11 protein-coding genes are annotated in these 17,157 nt (G+C 35.4%); 4 read left to right on the forward strand and 7 right to left on the reverse strand.

The genetic code is table 11. The annotated features are described in order from the left end of the window. Positions 1–296: 296 nt before the first annotated feature. The 4 genes from CKF58_RS00525 to dnaE form a co-directional block, all read right to left on the reverse strand. Positions 297–905, reverse strand: coding sequence for a methylated-DNA--[protein]-cysteine S-methyltransferase (locus tag CKF58_RS00525; protein WP_222987625.1), 609 nt, complete (start codon positions 903–905; stop codon positions 297–299). A 106-nt stretch (positions 906–1,011) separates the two neighbouring features. Beyond that, a complete protein-coding gene (locus tag CKF58_RS00530) occupies positions 1,012–1,428 on the reverse strand; it encodes a hypothetical protein (protein ID WP_119530040.1) in 417 nt (138 codons plus the stop codon). 389 nt (positions 1,429–1,817) lie between these two features. After that, entirely contained in the window at positions 1,818–2,795 is a 978-nt protein-coding gene (locus CKF58_RS00535) for an acetyl-CoA carboxylase carboxyltransferase subunit alpha (protein WP_119530041.1), read from the reverse strand. A gap of 450 nt (positions 2,796–3,245) precedes the next feature. Further along, positions 3,246–7,145 (reverse strand): DNA polymerase III subunit alpha, encoded by a 3,900-nt coding sequence (gene dnaE / locus CKF58_RS00540; RefSeq protein ID WP_119530042.1) that lies wholly within the window; start codon positions 7,143–7,145, stop codon positions 3,246–3,248. 760 nt (positions 7,146–7,905) lie between these two features. Here dnaE and rpe point away from each other — a divergent pair. Together rpe and CKF58_RS00550 are read left to right on the forward strand one after the other, a co-directional pair. Next, positions 7,906–8,619 carry a ribulose-phosphate 3-epimerase gene (rpe, locus tag CKF58_RS00545; RefSeq protein ID WP_119530043.1) on the forward strand — a complete coding sequence of 238 codons (714 nt, stop codon included), beginning with the start codon at positions 7,906–7,908 and terminating at the stop codon, positions 8,617–8,619. 20 nt (positions 8,620–8,639) lie between these two features. Beyond that, a complete protein-coding gene (locus CKF58_RS00550; RefSeq protein WP_119530044.1) occupies positions 8,640–9,446 on the forward strand; it encodes an HAD-IA family hydrolase in 807 nt (268 codons plus the stop codon). 43 nt (positions 9,447–9,489) lie between these two features. Here the strand turns inward: CKF58_RS00550 and rsmB are convergent, their stop codons facing one another. The 3 genes from rsmB to def form a co-directional block, all read right to left on the reverse strand. Next, on the reverse strand, positions 9,490–11,256 hold the full coding sequence (gene rsmB / locus CKF58_RS00555; RefSeq protein WP_119530045.1) for a 16S rRNA (cytosine(967)-C(5))-methyltransferase RsmB: 1,767 nt from the start codon (positions 11,254–11,256) through the stop codon (positions 9,490–9,492). 22 nt (positions 11,257–11,278) lie between these two features. Next, a complete protein-coding gene (gene fmt / locus CKF58_RS00560; RefSeq protein WP_119530046.1) occupies positions 11,279–12,340 on the reverse strand; it encodes a methionyl-tRNA formyltransferase in 1,062 nt (353 codons plus the stop codon). A gap of 140 nt (positions 12,341–12,480) precedes the next feature. Then, the gene (gene def / locus CKF58_RS00565) at positions 12,481–13,008 is read right to left on the reverse strand and encodes a peptide deformylase (protein WP_119530047.1); all 528 of its coding nucleotides are present in this window, start codon (positions 13,006–13,008) and stop codon (positions 12,481–12,483) included. 422 nt (positions 13,009–13,430) lie between these two features. Here def and xseA point away from each other — a divergent pair, with 422 nt between their 5' ends. After that, positions 13,431–15,251, forward strand: a complete 1,821-nt coding sequence (gene xseA / locus CKF58_RS00570) for an exodeoxyribonuclease VII large subunit (RefSeq protein WP_119530048.1) — start codon at positions 13,431–13,433, stop codon at positions 15,249–15,251. Positions 15,252–15,258: 7 nt separating this feature from the next. Then, positions 15,259–16,536 carry a DNA adenine methylase gene (locus CKF58_RS00575; protein ID WP_222987626.1) on the forward strand — a complete coding sequence of 426 codons (1,278 nt, stop codon included), beginning with the start codon at positions 15,259–15,261 and terminating at the stop codon, positions 16,534–16,536. Positions 16,537–17,157 lie beyond the last annotated feature (621 nt).

A 17,157-nucleotide genomic window follows, 5' to 3' on the forward strand; every position in this document is an offset into this window, starting at 1 on the left:
ATATGAAGCTATAAAACAATTGCAAGATAATAACAGGTTAAGATTACAGTAAAAATAAGTTCTAAGTATTTAAATAACTTAATAACATAATAAAATGCATTTTCCTGTAGTTAGTTTACTAATTTTTAAAATATAAAGTCAAGAGAAAAGCACAAAAAAGTGGATAAATTTTTTCCCAAAAGCTTTATTTTTATGCTATAGCGAATTAAAATATATTTATTTTTACCAATCAATACCCCAATTGGCAATTAAACTAACAAAAATTTAGTTCGTAATTGGGGTTAATGAAAGGTAGACTAATAATCACTATAACGATTGCGTGCTCTTCTTAATTTAGCGGCAATTTTGGCAGCTTCAATTTCCATTGAAGCTAAAATGCGTTTTTCAAAATCAAGTAAGTATTTTTTGCGATGTTCACCGGCAGGAAACTTACGATTTTCTTCAGCTGAATTAAGCACGCGATGGCTAGGTACTAACAGTAAGAGTTTATTTTCATCAACTGCTCTGATTACTGGACTGTTATTAATTTCGGGACTTAAATCTCCCTCACCTGGTTGTTTAAAAAATTGAGTGCGACCGTATTCAATAGATTCAACATGATGCCAGATTTTTTTCTGGAAATTATTACCAATAAAAGTTAGAGGCAGTGTAAATTCTTGTCGATCACCAGCAAAGTATTCTCTTACTTCAGTTTGCAAGCGTCGACATAATACCGTGTTTTTTTGCGCAAAGTTACAAGAGAAGGTTTTTTGTACTTCTATTAACATGCTCTTAATGTCACAATCGGTAAAGTAGAGTAGACATACTCCACTGTCAGCACAAACTCCTATTAACTCTCCAATAGGAGTTGAAAATAGAGTGTAAGATAACTCATAAAAGTAGTTATCTTTGTGCAAACTTTTCATAAGTTGCACGATTGTTTCTTTGCGGGATGCGCTAACTCTCATAGATTTACATGCTATAAATTAAGCCCGTTATGCTTAAACATAACGAGCTAAATGAGTAAAAATACTATTTTTCTGCTTTATCGGTAGCTTGGTTAGCAGTAGCTTCAACTATTTCTGCTTCTGGAGCTACAGAATCTTGAGCTTCGTTATGGTCTTGATAAGCAATTTGTTCAAGTTGACCATTTTTAATTTGGAGAAGATAATCTTGAGCTTGTGCTTGACGACCTTCTAAAGAAGCTTTAGTAAATTCTAAAGACTTGTAAGTTGCAGCCATGTTTACAGCTAGGTTTTTAACACTATCAAGAGCTGCATTTACTTGTTCTAAAGATTCTTGGTGAGCTTTACGTACACTTGTTAATTCTGATTTTAACTCGTGAATACGTTTTTCGTTACCACCAGAACCTCTAGCTAATAAATAACCGAGTAAGATTCCCGCAACGAATAAAACAACGACTAGGATGCTTGTGGTAGTAGTACTCATAAATATTAAAATCTCTAAATGGTAAAAATCGAAGTTGATTAAACTCCAGCACGAGCTTATTTTAGTTATAGCAGATCATAAGCTTTTACGCAAATATATTTACGTATTATAGAGTTTAAATCTGATTAAAGTTTAAAATGATATTGTGGATTAAGTAGAAGTTATCTAGAAAAAGTTCTAATTTACTTGTTCTCTTTTTATTAATTATATACCAATTAGCCGACAAAATAGATATTTTTGCCAATTTTACGTCTAAAGGCTCGATGGATTTTATTTGAAGTATGAGAGTAAGCTTTTTTAGATAAAAGAAAACTCCAGTTGTGTGACAACTGGAATTTCTTAATTGTGATTACTAAAATTATCTTTTAGCTAATCTGCTTGATAATTGATTAGTTGCTTTCTTTATCTTCTTCGTAATCACCGAATGCACATAGACGTTCATAACGACGATCTACTAATTCTTCTTTACTTAAGCCTTCTAAACGTTTTAATTGTTTAGTTAGAACTTTTGCAATGTTTTTAGCAGTTTGCTCGTAATCAGCATGTGCACCACCTAGTGGTTCTGGGATAATTTCATCTACTAAACCAACTTTTTTCAGTTTGTTAGCAGTTAAGCCCATAACTTCGGCTGCGGTAGAAGCTTTTTCTGCTGATTTCCAAAGAATTGAAGCACAACCTTCAGGAGAAATTACAGAATAGGTTGAGTACTCTAACATATTGGTAAAGTCACCTACACCAATAGCTAAAGCACCACCAGAACCGCCTTCACCAATTACAGTACAGATTACTGGAGTTTTAAGGCTTGAGAATTCACGTAAGTTGCGTGCGATCGCTTCTGATTGTCCACGTTCTTCAGCACCCACACCTGCGTAAGCACCTGCTGTGTCGATAAAAGTTAGAACTGGAATACCAAATTGTTCTGCCATTTTTGCTAAACGTAAAGCTTTACGATAGCCTTCTGGAGATGGCATACCAAAGTTACATTTTACTTTCTCTGGTACTTTACGTCCTTTGTGGTGACCAATAACCATTACTGATTTGCCGTTAAAACGTGCTAAACCACCAATAATTGCATAGTCATTAGCATAAGCGCGATCACCATATAACTCTTGGAAATCAGTAAACATTAATTTAATGTAGTCTGGAGTATATGGACGATCTGGGTGACGTGCAATTTGCGTAATTTGCCAAGGAGAAAGGTTACTAAAGATTTTTTTAGTTAGCTCTACTTGCTTGTTTTCTAAACTAGCAATATCGCTTTGGAAATCAACCCCAGAGTTTTGTGCTGCTGCTGAATTTTTCAGGGCATTAATCTTTTGGGTTAATTCTTCAATCGGTTGTTCGAAAGGTAAGTAAGTACGTTCCATAGTCTTTAAAACTTAATATGGGACTGCTCCTACAAATTAGCAAGGATCTAATTTGCTAGGCTTGCGTTGGCGATTACACTCCAAATTAAAATTAATTTGAGTGCCCAAAATAAAAACTTATAGCCTATATCAACATATGTACGGAGATTCACATCTGGATACCGAAGATATAACTACTGTAAGGTATTATAAGGCATAAGCGTAAAAGTTGCAGAGAAATCTGCCAAAAATTGGCAATAGCATGCTGCTTTAATGAATTTTTACTACTTTTATAATTCCTTTTAAAAGACTAAATCCCGAAAACTCCACTACTGATCATTTTGATCTTCATGTTACTTTCGAGATTTAGAGAGATTGATTTTAAGATCGCAAGGTAATCTTAGGTGTACCTAAATTATTTTAACTTTAGGTATATAGGTATCGAGATGACTATCACTTTTTGCCCTATTTTTAGAAAATAGTAGCAGCATTAGCTGCAGCTCCAGTATTACGATTAACCGGCATATTGTTTTCCGGTCTTGCTCGTTCATACATACTTGGATCTTCATCACGAGTAGACTTACCAGGATCAATAAACGTAAGCTCGAGCTTAATGTTATGAATACCGCTAATTTCTTTTAAGTGTTTTAGCAACTCCGGAGTATAGCGCGTTAGATATACTTTATCGTTTGTTGCAACGCCAAAGTTGGTGTAATACATCATCTCAAAAGTTAATGGCATATTAGCACCAGGATACTGGGCGTTTTCGACTAGATAATAGTCACGGTATTTTGCCATATTGCCAATAGCTTCAACACTACGCACATCAAATAAAGCCGTAATCTTACCAATACAGTGTTTTAAATATTGTTGTAGTGGAATTACTTTCTTAATGCGCATACTAGTGTTCGTTTCCTTAGTTTCTCGTTTTTGATATGACGAGAATTGGAACTCAACTACACATTTGCCATCTTCGAGTAAATCATCAATAAGCTGCGCAATTTCATTAGCCGAAGCTCCGACAAAGACATTATTACGATAGTTACTTGATTCATCTGAGATTGCTAAGTCAAGCACAGTTCGTTTACCATCAAAGGATTTATCTTTACGTGCTCCATCAACGTGTGCCACAATGGTATATTTTTTCATTGGGTGGCGCTGCATCCCATGAACAACGGCATTTTGTACTTCTTGTGTATATTCTTCAAAGCGGCGGAATACATCATCTAAACAGCTACAATCGGCAATAGCAGCCCGTTCAGCGGCGTATTCGTTAATCGGATGCCCTGCAAAGTAGAAGTTGAACGCATCATACTCTTTACTTGCACGTTGTTCGATACTCCAGTGTTTGATTTCTTTTTCAATTTCTGGACGGATATAGGTATCAATGTTTTCGGTTAGTTCGGCAAAGAGATTACCAAATGAACTTTGTTTTACAGCCGAGATAATAGGTTTGAGTACATGTAAGTAAGCTTCACGACTATGACCTAATTGCGCATTATTGCCTTCATTAATAAAGTCATCAAAACAACCGGCACAGATCATTACTTTTAATTGGGTTTCTGAAAAGTACGAGCCACAACGATCGATAAAATTATAGAAATCAGTAAATTGTCCGTTACGTTCACGTTCTTTTACCATTTCTTTAATTACATCTACCCCCACCCCTTTTAAAGCGGCTAGAGAGTAAATAATTCTACCCTTACTATCAACATCAAAGTGATCAAACGAATAGTTTACACTTGGGCGAATATAGTCGATTTTAATGCCTCGTTTAGCATTTTTCAGATCTTTTACTGTACCGTAGATCTTCGAGATGTCTGATTGAGCATTGGTCATAACCGCAGCTAAGAACTCGGCTCTAAAGTGAGCTTTTAAGTAAGCTGTTTGATAAGAAACTAAAGCATAGGCTGCCGAGTGTGATTTGTTAAAACCATAACCCGCGAACTTATCTACTAAGTCAAACAGACTTGACGCTTGTTCTTCTTGGAAGCCATTTTTTACTGCCCCCGCCACGAAGTTACTACGTTCTTTTGCCATTACGTCTGCTTTCTTTTTACCCATGGCACGACGTAAGTTATCGGCGTCACCTAAAGTATATCCAGAGAAGGTTTGGGCAATCTGCATCACCTGCTCTTGATAAACGATAACTCCGTAGGTTGGATCAAGAATATCTTTAAGTACTTCAAAGTTTAATTCTTGGGTTGGATAACAAACTTCCTCGCTCCCGTTTTTACGATTAATGTAGTTATCCACCATCCCAGATTGTAATGGACCTGGACGATAAAGAGCAATAATCGCGATAATGTCCTCGAACGTTTTTGGACAAGCTTTCATTACCAGTTTGGTGATCCCAGCCGACTCAAGCTGGAATACCCCATGCGTATCACCATCTTGGAGAAGTTTATAGGTAGCAGGATCATCTAAAGGAATAGTATTAATATCGAATACTTCATTACGTCCTTCACGTTGGTAACGCTTATTTATCATACGTAAAGCATTTTTAATAATCGTTAAGTTTTTCAGACCTAAGAAGTCGAATTTTACTAAACCTGCACGTTCAATATCGTCTTTATCAAAGTGTGTACTTTGCTCGCCACTATCATCAATATAAAGTGACGAATATTCGTTCATGTCAATAGGTGAAATTACAATCCCAGCAGCGTGTTTACCAACTTGACGTACTAGTCCTTCAAGCGGACGAGAATATTCAACTATATTACGGTATTCTGGTTCGTCGGTATTTTCGTAATATGAGCGGAAAGCTTGGTTATGTTCAACGTTATTGGCTAAATTACCTTTATAAGTTTTTACGTCTTCTTCACCATCTTCATTAATGGTTTTAACTTCAATCTTATCCATGATAACTTTAGCTAAGTCATCAGCTTTACGACGGTCGATACCTAATACCCTTGCCACATCTTTTACCACCATTTTGGCACCCATGGTACCGAAAGTCATAATTTGCGATACCGAGTCTTTACCATAGTGGTCTTGCATGTGTTCGATTACGGTTGAACGACCTTCATTACAGAAGTCAACGTCGAAGTCAGGCATTGACTTACGCATTGGGTTAAGGAAACGTTCGAACAGCAGGGCATATTTAAGCGGGTCTAAGTCCGTAATTTTTAAACTGTAAGCTACTAAACTACCTGCTCCAGATCCTCGTCCAGGACCAACCGGAATTCCTTTGTTTTTCGACCAGTTAATGAACTCTTGAACGATTAAGAAGTATCCTGGGAACTTCATCTCTTTAATAATCTTAAGTTCAAACTCAAGACGTTCTACATAGGCTGGACGTTTTTCTTCACGTTCGGTTGGATCTGGATACAAGAACTCTAAACGTTCTTCAAGTCCTTGCCATGATAGTTTATCGAGAATCCATTCTTCTTCGTCAATATCAGGATTTTGTTCAAGAACGGTTTTAAACTCTTCGGCTAGGATTGCTTGCTTAGGATCGGTTGGATCAAGGTGGAAACGAGGTAAGTCGTTATGTCCAAGTTTAAATTTAACCGTACAAATTTGCGCAATCAAGTTAGTATTATCAATTGCTTGTGGTAAATCCTCAAACAATTTAATCATTTCTTCACTTGATTTAAAGTATTGCTCTTCAGTGTAGTCAGGTTGGTAATCTGACATTACCACCCCTTGAGAAATACATTCACGAATTTGCAGTACGTGATAATCGCCGCGACGTTTAAACATTACGTCGTTTGTCGCTACTAAAGGCATTTGATATTTAGCAGCATAACGTATTACATGAGGTTCAAGACCACGTTCACCGGGGCGTTTACAACGAGCAATACCTTGGTATAAATTATCACCGTAAATCGATTTTAAACGCTCGTAAACTGGATCAGCAAAGTCCATTTTATCTTCACGCACACTATTACCCAATGGTCCAAAATAGGCTGGTAATAAACAGAGGATTCCCTCTACGTGCTCTTGCATTTGCGCATATGTAATGTAAATACGAGCGTCGCGTTTAGTGTTTTGTAAAGAACGAGCGTTTGTTACAACTTCTTGCTTACCACGAGCGCGGAGGTAAGTTTCGGTCATAATTTTACGCAGATTTACATAACCTCTTTCATTTTTAGCAAATAAAGTAATATCGTGTAAAACACCACGATCATCTAAAAATTGCGTATCTATTGCTGATAAAGGCTTAATGCCACTACCGGTTGCTGATTCGTATAGCTTAATTAAGCCACAGAACATATTTAAATCAGTAACAGTTACGGCTGGCATATTGTATTGTTGTGCTAGGGTTACAATATCTTTAATTTTCATAACCCCAGTTACAATGGAAAAATCAGTGTGTGCTCTGAGGTGCACAAACTTACGAGTTTTTTCTGTTTGTTCTTCAGACATAGACTCTCAAATTCAGCTTGAAGTTAAAAAGAGAATTAAGGTTAAAACTACAGACTAAGGTATTAGTAATACTGCACTTTTAACCTAAATTATCTTAGGAAAGAGTTAAAAATAAAATAAAGGAGTATGTAAACAATAAAAGGTGATGAAACTATGAAAGTAAAAAGACTCATAAAGGCGATAAACAAATATCCTATGATTAGCCTATGAGTAGTTTTTGCTTTCTATGATAAAGAGAGAAAAATAAATGTTAAACATTTGTTTTCTGCTGATTATCTTGGGTTCTTTATTTTAGCACAGATTGCAAGTCTTGAGCTCTAGTCTCACTAGTTTATCTAGAAAATCCTTAGTCTAAGAATAATCTGAGCAAAGGTTTAAGGAGAGTTTAAAAGCCTAGATTTTGAATTAGATTTTAGACTTAATTTTGACTTGATTTTAAACTTAAGTAAAAACGTAAGGTAAGGGTGATTTTAAATGTAAGTTTAAAAGTAAGTTAAACGTGATTTAAAACGAGACTAGGATAATGATTAATTTGTGGGGCGGTATAACTTTAGATTAGCTATGTATAAAGAGATATACCGCAAAGATTTATTTTTGTCCTAAGATTTATTTTGTGGTCTATCATTTCTTCCAGATGATTTTGTAGTTTTATGCTTAATTCTCGCCTTATCTATAGTTCGGCAGTGTATAATAAAGGCAATTTTAGAGCCCTGCCTAAAACTACAGTTTTTAACCCTAAGTTCTACTTTAAGGTAATTTCATGAGTCAAGAAATTGTAATTTCACCATCTATTTTATCTGCTGATTTTGCTCGTCTTGGTGAAGATGTAGCTAAAGTAATTGCTGCCGGAGCAGATCGTATTCACTTTGATGTGATGGATAATAACTTTGTTCCTAATCTTTCTTTTGGTGCTCCAATTTGTCAAGCCTTAAGAAATTACGGTATTAGTACGCCAATTGATGTGCACTTAATGACTACCGAAGTTGAGCGTTTAGCAACTTACTTTAAACAAGCTGGTGCAAATCATATTACTTTTTCTTACGAAGCAATTACTCACATTGACCGTACGATTAACTTAATTAAAGAATTAGGTATGACCGTAGGGATTGCAATAAATCCAGCTACACCTGTAGAAATGCTGTTCCCAATTTTAGAGCAATTAGATTTAGTGTTAGTAATGACCGTAAATCCAGGTTTTGGTGGACAAAAATTCTTACCTTACACTTTAACTAAAGTTAAAGCTCTAAAAGCCGAATTAGAAAAACAAGGTCTATTAGGTAAAGTAGAAATCCAAGTAGACGGTGGTGTGAACCGTGATACTATTAGCTTATTAGCTAAAGCAGGAGCAACGAATTTCGTTGCAGGTTCTGCAATTTTTAATGAAGATAATTATGCTGCCGTAATTACAGAATTACGTGAGTTAGCAATTGAACAAGAAGATCCAAATTATGTAAGTCTATCTTTTGTGGGTTAACCTTGAATTGGAGAAAATACATGAGTAAAACAATGTACGATTTAATGGTATTTGATTTAGATGGTACACTTTTAGCAACTATCGAAGATATTGCCCATACCTATCGTTTAGCTTGTAAAGACTTTGGTTTTCCTCTACCACCGACAAAAGAAGTAACTAATTGGATTGGCAAAGGTCACGAAGCTGCAATTACTGAATGCTATGCTTGGTTACGTCGTGAGCTGTTACAAGATAAAGCTAATTTTCCTTGTTTAGCTGATAAGCCTGAGTTAGCACAAGCTGATGTTGATACTATTCACGAGCAATTATTAAAAACTCGTCCAGAGTTCACTAAAGTACATACAGGCTATTACGATCTATATGGTAATACAAATATCTCATTATTCCCTGGAGTAAGAAAATCACTTGAGCGTTTAAAAGCACAAGGAGTTAAACTTGCGGTTTTAACTAATAAACCTAAGTTTTTAACACCAGCAGCTTTAGAACGCGTAGGGATTTATGAGTTATTTGATGCGGTTTATGCCGACGGTGATCTGCAAAATAATAAACCTCATCCTGAAGGTATATTACGCCATATGGAAAACTTTGGTGTTATCGATAAACAACGTGTGTTAATGGTTGGTGATTCTGAAAACGACATTAAAGCCGGTCTAGCTGCACAAGTGCAAGTATTAGGGTTAACTTATGGTTATAACTATGGTAAAGATATTGCTTTAAGTAATCCTACTTATGTAAGTGATCATTTTGCCGCAGTTGTAGCGTTAAATGAAGATTTACCACTTGTAGGTCAAGAATTTACTGATTTAGTAATTGCATTAGAAGCTTAATGCATAAAAGCCACTCAAATGAGTGGCTTTTAACATGTCTAAATTAAGCGGTTTTGGTTAGTAAACAATAATAGAAACCATCACCACGCTCAATTTGATTAATTAATTGTAAACCTACACTCGTAGGAACTATCGCTTGAGCGTCTAAGTTTTGTTCCGCAAAATTATCTAATGATACTACAGCAACATTATTTTGTTGCGCTAAGAAGCGTTGAATGACTTGTTCGTTTTCTTGTCCCATAATTGAGCAAGAAACATAAAGTAATTTGCCTCCTACGGCAACATATTGCCATGAGTTAGTTAGAATATCATATTGAATTTGCGATAAACGCTCAATGTCTTGCATGCTACGTAACCATTTAATATCTGGATGGCGACGTATTACTCCTGTACCTGAACATGGGATATCTAAGAGCATGAGATCGACCGGTTGCTCAAGATTCTGTTGTCGACATTGACTATCATGCGCCATAGCAATTTCAACCGCCTTAGGTAACCATTGTTCTGGATAACGAGCATCTGCACAAATAATTTGCGCCTGTTGCTCTAATCGACTTAAATTGTCATGCACGCGTGTTAAACGTTGGGCATCGATATCAGTGGCAATCATTTGTGCTTGTGGGTACATTTCTAACAAGTGAGTAGTTTTCCCACCAGGAGAACAACAAGTATCAACAATTAATGGTACTGGCTGTAGACCATTATTACTTGCGGCGCCCTTGTTAGTTGGAGCTTGGATTTTAGCTTCTAAGCTTAAACTATTATTTTCCTCTACTAGCGCTTGAGCAAGAATCACACCAGCTAATTGCGCATGTAAATCTTGTACCGAGAACCAACCTTGGTTATAACCTGGGATTAGTTTGACATCTAACGGGCTAGTAATGCATAGAGCTTGCGGTAAATGCTCATGTAAAGCATAAGCAATACCAGCCTCATTTAAGGCTTGGGTAAAAGATTGGACTGTAGTTTTTTGCGGATTAATACGTAACCATAAAGGAGCTTTAGTATTCATAGCTTGTACCATTGCTTGATATTGTTGCTCTGGTACACGCTGACTAAGTTCTTTGTGTAACCAATTAGGCATTAAGAGAACTTTTTGACTTTCTTCAATTAGTTCATCATCTTGACGTAAGAAATTACGTAAACAAGCGTTAACTACAGTTGATACCCCTGCTCCATATAGACGTTTAACCAGCTCTACGTTTTCATACACCGCAGCATGTTCAGCTTGACGTAAGTAAATTAGTTGATATAAAGCCCCAAGTAAACATAGATGCGCAAAATAGCAACGAGCTTCAAAAGGTTTAGCGAGTAATTTATTAGCAATATAGTTTAATTGCGGTAAATAACGTAAAACCCCGTAAGCTAGTTCTGCAACAAAGCCTTTATTTACATCATCGATAATACCATCGAGATTAAGAGTTAAGGTTTTCTTATCTTCGAGCACTGCTTTAATAGCTAAAGCTGCTTGGAAACGAGGGTTATGCCATACTTGTTCTTTAAGTTGATTAACACCCAGACGACGTAAATCAAGATCTTTAACTACTTGTTGTAGATCTTGTTTAAGACCATAGGAAAGACCTGAATTAAAATCTTGTTTAATTTTACTTGGTTTTTCTCTAGATTGACGATTAGAGTTGCTAGTCTTTTTCTGTGCTGGTCTAGCATGACTTTTATAACCCTGCTGCGAACCTTTGTTGAGCTGCTTTTTATTCGGGCTCGTTTGGTTGTTTTTGCTATTTGTTTTACCGCTACTAGGCGAAGTCTCGCTTTTACGGTGAGGTTTAAATGAGGTTTTATTATCAATCATTTACAATGTGCTACGCTAAAAATTAATTTAAGATTACACCTGGTACTAAAAGTTGTGGATAACCGTTTCTTAGGCTCTTAATATCCATTGGTTTTTTACCAGGTAGTTGTACAGCTGAAATCTCTAAAATTGAATCATCTGCACATAAGACATATAGATGTTTTGAACTTTGCGCAATAATCATCCCCAGTTCAGCGCCAAGGTTAGCTTGCCTAAGAGAAGCATTTGCACGAACTTGCAGACGATTAAGTTGTCCTTTTTGTTCGTATGTCGCAACTACGCTTTGCCAGTTTGCATAGGCATTACACTCAATAACTTTAATATCTTGTTCATCTTTTTCCGGATAAGCAAAATATAAACCAGGCCATGGTGTATAAGCTCGTAATTTGCGTTCAAGAGTTAGAGCGGTTAATTCAGGATTGAATTTACCTGCCGTTTTCTTAATTTTACGAGTATAAGTTTTCTTTGGTTCGGCTACATTTAATGGAGCTTGTGGTTGGGCATTGGCTAAATAAGTAGGGATATCGTCTAATACCTTGATAAGAATCGGACCACCTAAAGCAGATAATTTAGCAAAAAGACTTTCCGAAGTTTCTTTAGCAGCAACTTCTACGTCTTGCCAATAAAGAATGTCACCTGTATCAAGAGTTTCATCCATTTTTATAATGCAAAAAGCCGTTTTCTCATCCCCATTAGCAATAGTAGTTTGCACCGGAGAAGCACCTCGTCCATAAGGTAATAAAGATGGATGCACGTTAATTGATTTGTATTTAGGGAAATCAATTAACTCTAAAGGAAGAATATCACCAAAAGCAACTACCACTAAAATATCAAAATCAAGTTTTAAAAGTTGTTGGTAGTTTTCAGGATGACGTAGAGATGATTCAAACTGGTATACAGGAATATTATGTTCGACTGCAATTTCTTTAACTTTAGTCATTTGCACTTTTTTCCCACGACCAGATACTTTATCAGGTTGGGTTACCACACCAATTACTTGGTGTTGTGAAGCAATAATTGGAGTTAAAAAAGTAGCAGAGAAATCAGCAGTTCCTGCAAAAAGCACTTTTAAAGGTTGTGTCATAGAGAATAAATATAGGTAACTAAAATTATGCCCAAAGAAAGAACTTTCTTTGGGCAAGAGGAATACTTTAGCCAATATTTACTCTTGGCTAAGGAACTTAATTCAAAGATAATGAAAAAATTTAAGACTAAATCTTTAAACTATTTCATTTTTTTCTTAATTTTACGTACTTTTTCAATTGCACGGTTACGTTTGAAATTGTCTAAATGATCGAAGAACATTACACCATTTAAGTGATCAATTTCATGTTGTAAACAAATAGCAAGTAAGCCGTCAGCTTCTAAAGTATGTTGTGTACCTTGCGGATCAAAGTAAGTACAAGTAACTTTTTCCGCACGTGGTACAAATTCACGAATGGTTGGTACAGAAAGGCAACCTTCTTCGATAGCCACTTCACCTTCACTATGAGTAATCTCAGGATTAATCATAATGTATTGTTTACTTTTATCTTCAGTAACGTCAATAACGATAATACGTTTATCAATATTAACTTGATTAGCTGCTAAACCAATGCCTTCATGTACGTACATGGTACGTAACATTTTTTGTCCGATTTGTTCTAGTTGCTCACCAAACTCTTCGGCTGTGTAAGGGGTAGCTTTGGTTCTTAAAATGTCTTCTGGGTAGATTTCTACTTGATAAATATCTACAGCGTTATCTTGTGTCATAGGGTATAAGGAGAAGAGAAAACGAGTTCCTCATCTTTATCTTGAGCAGGATTATTTCGTATGGTTAGTATCTTAGTACTAAAAAATTTTTGTATATTTTACCACAAGTTGCAAGGTAATTTTATTAACAGATTGTAAGTTATAGCGTGATTTATCTAGTTAATCAAAAATGATAAATTGGAGTATGTAAAAAAATAACGTGTAGTTTAATTTTTATCTACTCTCAATTACGGGATTTATACTTGCAGTTGTTAATTACTAGTTACTAATTACTAATAGCCTTATTTACGTGCTCAATTGAAGAAAAACTCAAGATAGGCTAAACCTATCAGAGTAAAAAAGGTATAATAAAATCAGGCTAAAACTTAACCTTTGTCCTTATTTGTGCTTTTAATTTATCTTTTGTAACTATTTAAATTTCCATGGATTTAGAACTAGATTTTCAACAAGTTGCTGCTCAAGTAGATCAAAACATCCTTCAATCAGCAACCAAACCAATAGAACCAACAACTGTACCAGAAGTGAAAGAAAAAACGGTTATCCGTCCAATTTCGGTGAGTCAACTTTTAAGTAGAGTTGCGGATCAGTTTAAGAATAACTTCTGGGGCGTTTATATTGAAGCGGAAATCTCTAGTTTAAAATTTTCTGGTAAACATGCATATCTAACTTTAAAAGACATTGACGGGGATGCACAAATTAATGCTAATTTGTGGAATTACGTTGCGGCTTTTGCTGATTTTGAAAAACGTATGTTAGGAAAAGCTCAAGACTTTTGCGAAGGTGCAAAGGTCGAGGTTTATGGAGAATTAACCGTATATCCTCCGCGCGGAACTATGCAGCTAACCATTGCTCGCATGCGTTTGGCAGGAGGTATGGGTGAGCAACTGTTACGTATTCAAAAATTAAAGCAACAAATTATAGATCTAGGTTGGCGTAATCCTGCATACAAAAAACCAATCCCTCAATTTCCAAAAGTAGTAGGGTTAGTAACTTCTAATAATGCTGCCGGCTTTAAAGATATGTGTAATATCTTTGCTTATGAAGCTCCAGATATTCAGTTAATTAACTATGACTGTAATGTGCAAGGAGCAAATGCTGTAAGTTCAATTGTGCAAGCAATAGCTACAGCTAATCAAGAGCAACGTTGTGAGGTACTAATTGTAGGACGAGGTGGTGGTTCTTTTGAAGATCTTTTAGCTTTCTATGACGAACAAGTTGTACAAGCTGTATTTAACTCACAAATCCCGATTATTTCGGCTGTTGGACATGAAATAGATAATCCGCTAACAGATTTAGTAGCCGATTTTAGTTGTGTAACACCAACGGCTGCAGCTAAGAGTGTGAGTTATCCACGTGTAAGTTTACGTAATTATCTCTATGAGTGTGAACAGAAAATTCAGCAATTTGCGCGTTTCCATTTAGGGCGCTTTGAACAAAAAGTGCGTGAGCTAGATCAACGAGTTTCCCTTTGTGATCCGCAGCAGGTAATTAATAATTACCATGCGTTTATTCAAGAGGGGCTAATGCGTTTAGAGCAAGCTTATGTACGTAACTTGCAAAATCGTCAACAGTATTTAATGCACTTAGAGCAAAATATTCAGCTGCTTACGCAAGGACAGATTGCACAAAAACAACACTTTGTAACTGCGTTACGCTCTTATGTACAGCAATATAATCCTGAACGTTTAATTCCGCATTATATGCAACAATTAGGTTTTGTTCGTCAAGCTTTAACTAATGTTTTACAACAAAATATTGCTCAGAAACAAACGCTAGTACAGCAAATGGAGCAATATTTACAAAACCAGTTTAATATGCGTTTTCATCAACGTGTACAAGAACTAACACTCGTAAACCACCGTTTAATGAGTATTAATGTGCAGCATATGTTAACGGTTAAACGTCAAGAGGTTGAGTTCTTAGTGCAGCGTTTACAAAGCTTAGCGCAACAACGTTACCAACAAATATTTAATCAACTCGAGCATATAGTACAAAAAATCCAATCGTTAGATCCGCAAGCGCCACTTGAACGTGGTTATGCAATGCTGATGGATCAACAGCAAGTACCTATTTCGAGTGTCGAGCAAATATCTTTAGCCCAAAACTTTAATATTCTATTACAAGATGGGCAAGTTTCAGCAACAGCTACATCAATCACCCCGCAAGCTCAACCTGCTAATCGTTTAAAACAAGCTCAAATTATGCAAAAACTCGAGCAAGTAATTGCGCAATTTAAAATTTAATTAGATGATGCAAACTGAAGATAAAACTGATTTAAAGAATATCCAAGCAAAGCTATTTACTGAAGTAAATATTGCAAAATATGATCAGGATATAGACTTTTTATTAAAAGTTCCAGCCAAGGTGGAAGTACCTGAGGGCTTTATTCCTGAACCTTTATTAAACGAAACTACGGCAACAACCCAAGAGCAAAAAACTCCAGTTTACGACTTTTTACCTTTATTTGATTTTGCAGATGAAGAGCAACAAGGTAATAATGAACAGGTGGTAAAAAACTATATACCTTCGCCCTTAAATTATGCTGGAGGTAAATATAGTATTGTTGACCAGATTATTCGTTTATTTCCCGAGAATATAAACTTTTTCTATGATGTGTTTTCCGGTGCGGCTAATATTGGGGTTAATGTAAATGCCAAAGTTATTACTTGTGTAGATAATAACCCTTATATCACTCAATTACTGCAATACCTGCAAACACAAACCTACGAGGAATTAAGTTTAAAGCTTGATTACTTAATTTCTGAGTATGGTCTTTCTAATTCAGCTGCTCATGGTTATAGTGCTTATGACTCTAATTCTGATGATGGTTTAGCTGAATATAATAAAGAACCTTATAAGCATTTACGTTCAGATTTTAATCATCTTTTACGTCAATTACGCGTTCGTACTCATCTATATGGACAAGCACACACTTCTAAACGAGAGGTGAATATTGTTTCGGCTGCAGTACCTTCACAAGACAATTTAGTCTTTGATGAACCTATTTTAATTCGCTTATTGTTATTACTTATTTATGGCTTTAACAATATAGTGCGTTTTAATAATTTAGGTGATTACAATCAACCTGTAGGTAAACGTGATTATAGTATTAAATTACGAGAAAAGTTTAAAGCCTTTTTACCTAAAATAAAAGAACTACCAATTACTTTTGTAGATAACGACTATTTACAAATGGACATTGCCCAATTAGTACAAGAGAATGCTTTTCTTTATTTAGATCCTCCATATACTTTATCTCCTGTAGTCTATGGTGATAATCCAGTATGGAATGATACAGATGAGCAAAATCTCTTTAACTTCTTAGTACTGTGTGATCAGAATAAAATTCGCTTTGCTTATTCAACTGTATTGCAGTTTAAGGGAACATACAATTACAAACTTTTAGACTGGTGTATTGCTCACAAGTTTAATATTAATTTTATTCAACCTGAAACTAGATATAGTGCAGAGCTTGGACGACGACCTGATCGTACAGTCGAAGTAGTAATTACAAATTACGTTAAATAGTAAAACGGTAAAAACCTTGGTGCTACACCAAGGTTTTTATTTATGTTTTTAAATTGTAAGTAAGATATTTTTATAAAGATAAAAATTAACCGATTGGAGTAGGAGGGTAAAAGTAGCTTAAAAAATAAGCTGGTAAAAAGTTGATGAGGATCTATAAAAGTATATTGTTTATTGTTTGCTCTTAAGGATAAGATTTAAATAAACAAGTTATCTCTTACAGATATACAGTGAAGATTTAGTCGGTATGCTAAACCTATTTGAAATGCTGGAGCTGTTAGCGCTAAGCATAACTAGCACCGAATTTATATTTGTTTAAGATAAATAGAGATTTATTAAAAGATACTTTATAAGATGTGGGCTTAATCACTTAACTTTAAACTTTAACAAACTTGAGTTGGAATAAAGGTAATTAGTAAAAGCTAAAGCTTTTAGTATTAAATTTTAGGCTTAAGTTAATTTACTTAAGCTTAGCTATTGCCAAGAAGTAGACAACTCATAAAGTTAAATCTTTGCCTAAACACAAAAAAGATTTACTGCTTATAAATATCACTATAAAAATCACTAATAGTTACTATTTATAGCTTACAGTAAACTCACAAGCTTGGTTTAGTTTGCTTTATC

It is taken from the genome of Psittacicella hinzii (assembly GCF_003585935.1).
Taxonomy (GTDB): Bacteria; Pseudomonadota; Gammaproteobacteria; order Enterobacterales; family Psittacicellaceae; genus Psittacicella; species Psittacicella hinzii.

What these genes read in the sequence shown, in the direction of transcription:
- CKF58_RS00525 (WP_222987625.1), bottom strand. Translation starts at nt 905, where the DNA reads ATGAAAAGTTTGCACAAAGATAACTACTTTTATGAGTTATCTTACACT.
- CKF58_RS00530 (WP_119530040.1), bottom strand. Translation starts at nt 1,428, where the DNA reads ATGAGTACTACTACCACAAGCATCCTAGTCGTTGTTTTATTCGTTGCG.
- CKF58_RS00535 (WP_119530041.1), bottom strand. Translation starts at nt 2,795, where the DNA reads ATGGAACGTACTTACTTACCTTTCGAACAACCGATTGAAGAATTAACC.
- dnaE (WP_119530042.1), bottom strand. Translation starts at nt 7,145, where the DNA reads ATGTCTGAAGAACAAACAGAAAAAACTCGTAAGTTTGTGCACCTCAGA.
- rpe (WP_119530043.1), top strand. Translation starts at nt 7,906, where the DNA reads ATGAGTCAAGAAATTGTAATTTCACCATCTATTTTATCTGCTGATTTT.
- CKF58_RS00550 (WP_119530044.1), top strand. Translation starts at nt 8,640, where the DNA reads ATGAGTAAAACAATGTACGATTTAATGGTATTTGATTTAGATGGTACA.
- rsmB (WP_119530045.1), bottom strand. Translation starts at nt 11,256, where the DNA reads ATGATTGATAATAAAACCTCATTTAAACCTCACCGTAAAAGCGAGACT.
- fmt (WP_119530046.1), bottom strand. Translation starts at nt 12,340, where the DNA reads ATGACACAACCTTTAAAAGTGCTTTTTGCAGGAACTGCTGATTTCTCT.
- def (WP_119530047.1), bottom strand. Translation starts at nt 13,008, where the DNA reads ATGACACAAGATAACGCTGTAGATATTTATCAAGTAGAAATCTACCCA.
- xseA (WP_119530048.1), top strand. Translation starts at nt 13,431, where the DNA reads ATGGATTTAGAACTAGATTTTCAACAAGTTGCTGCTCAAGTAGATCAA.
- CKF58_RS00575 (WP_222987626.1), top strand. Translation starts at nt 15,259, where the DNA reads ATGCAAACTGAAGATAAAACTGATTTAAAGAATATCCAAGCAAAGCTA.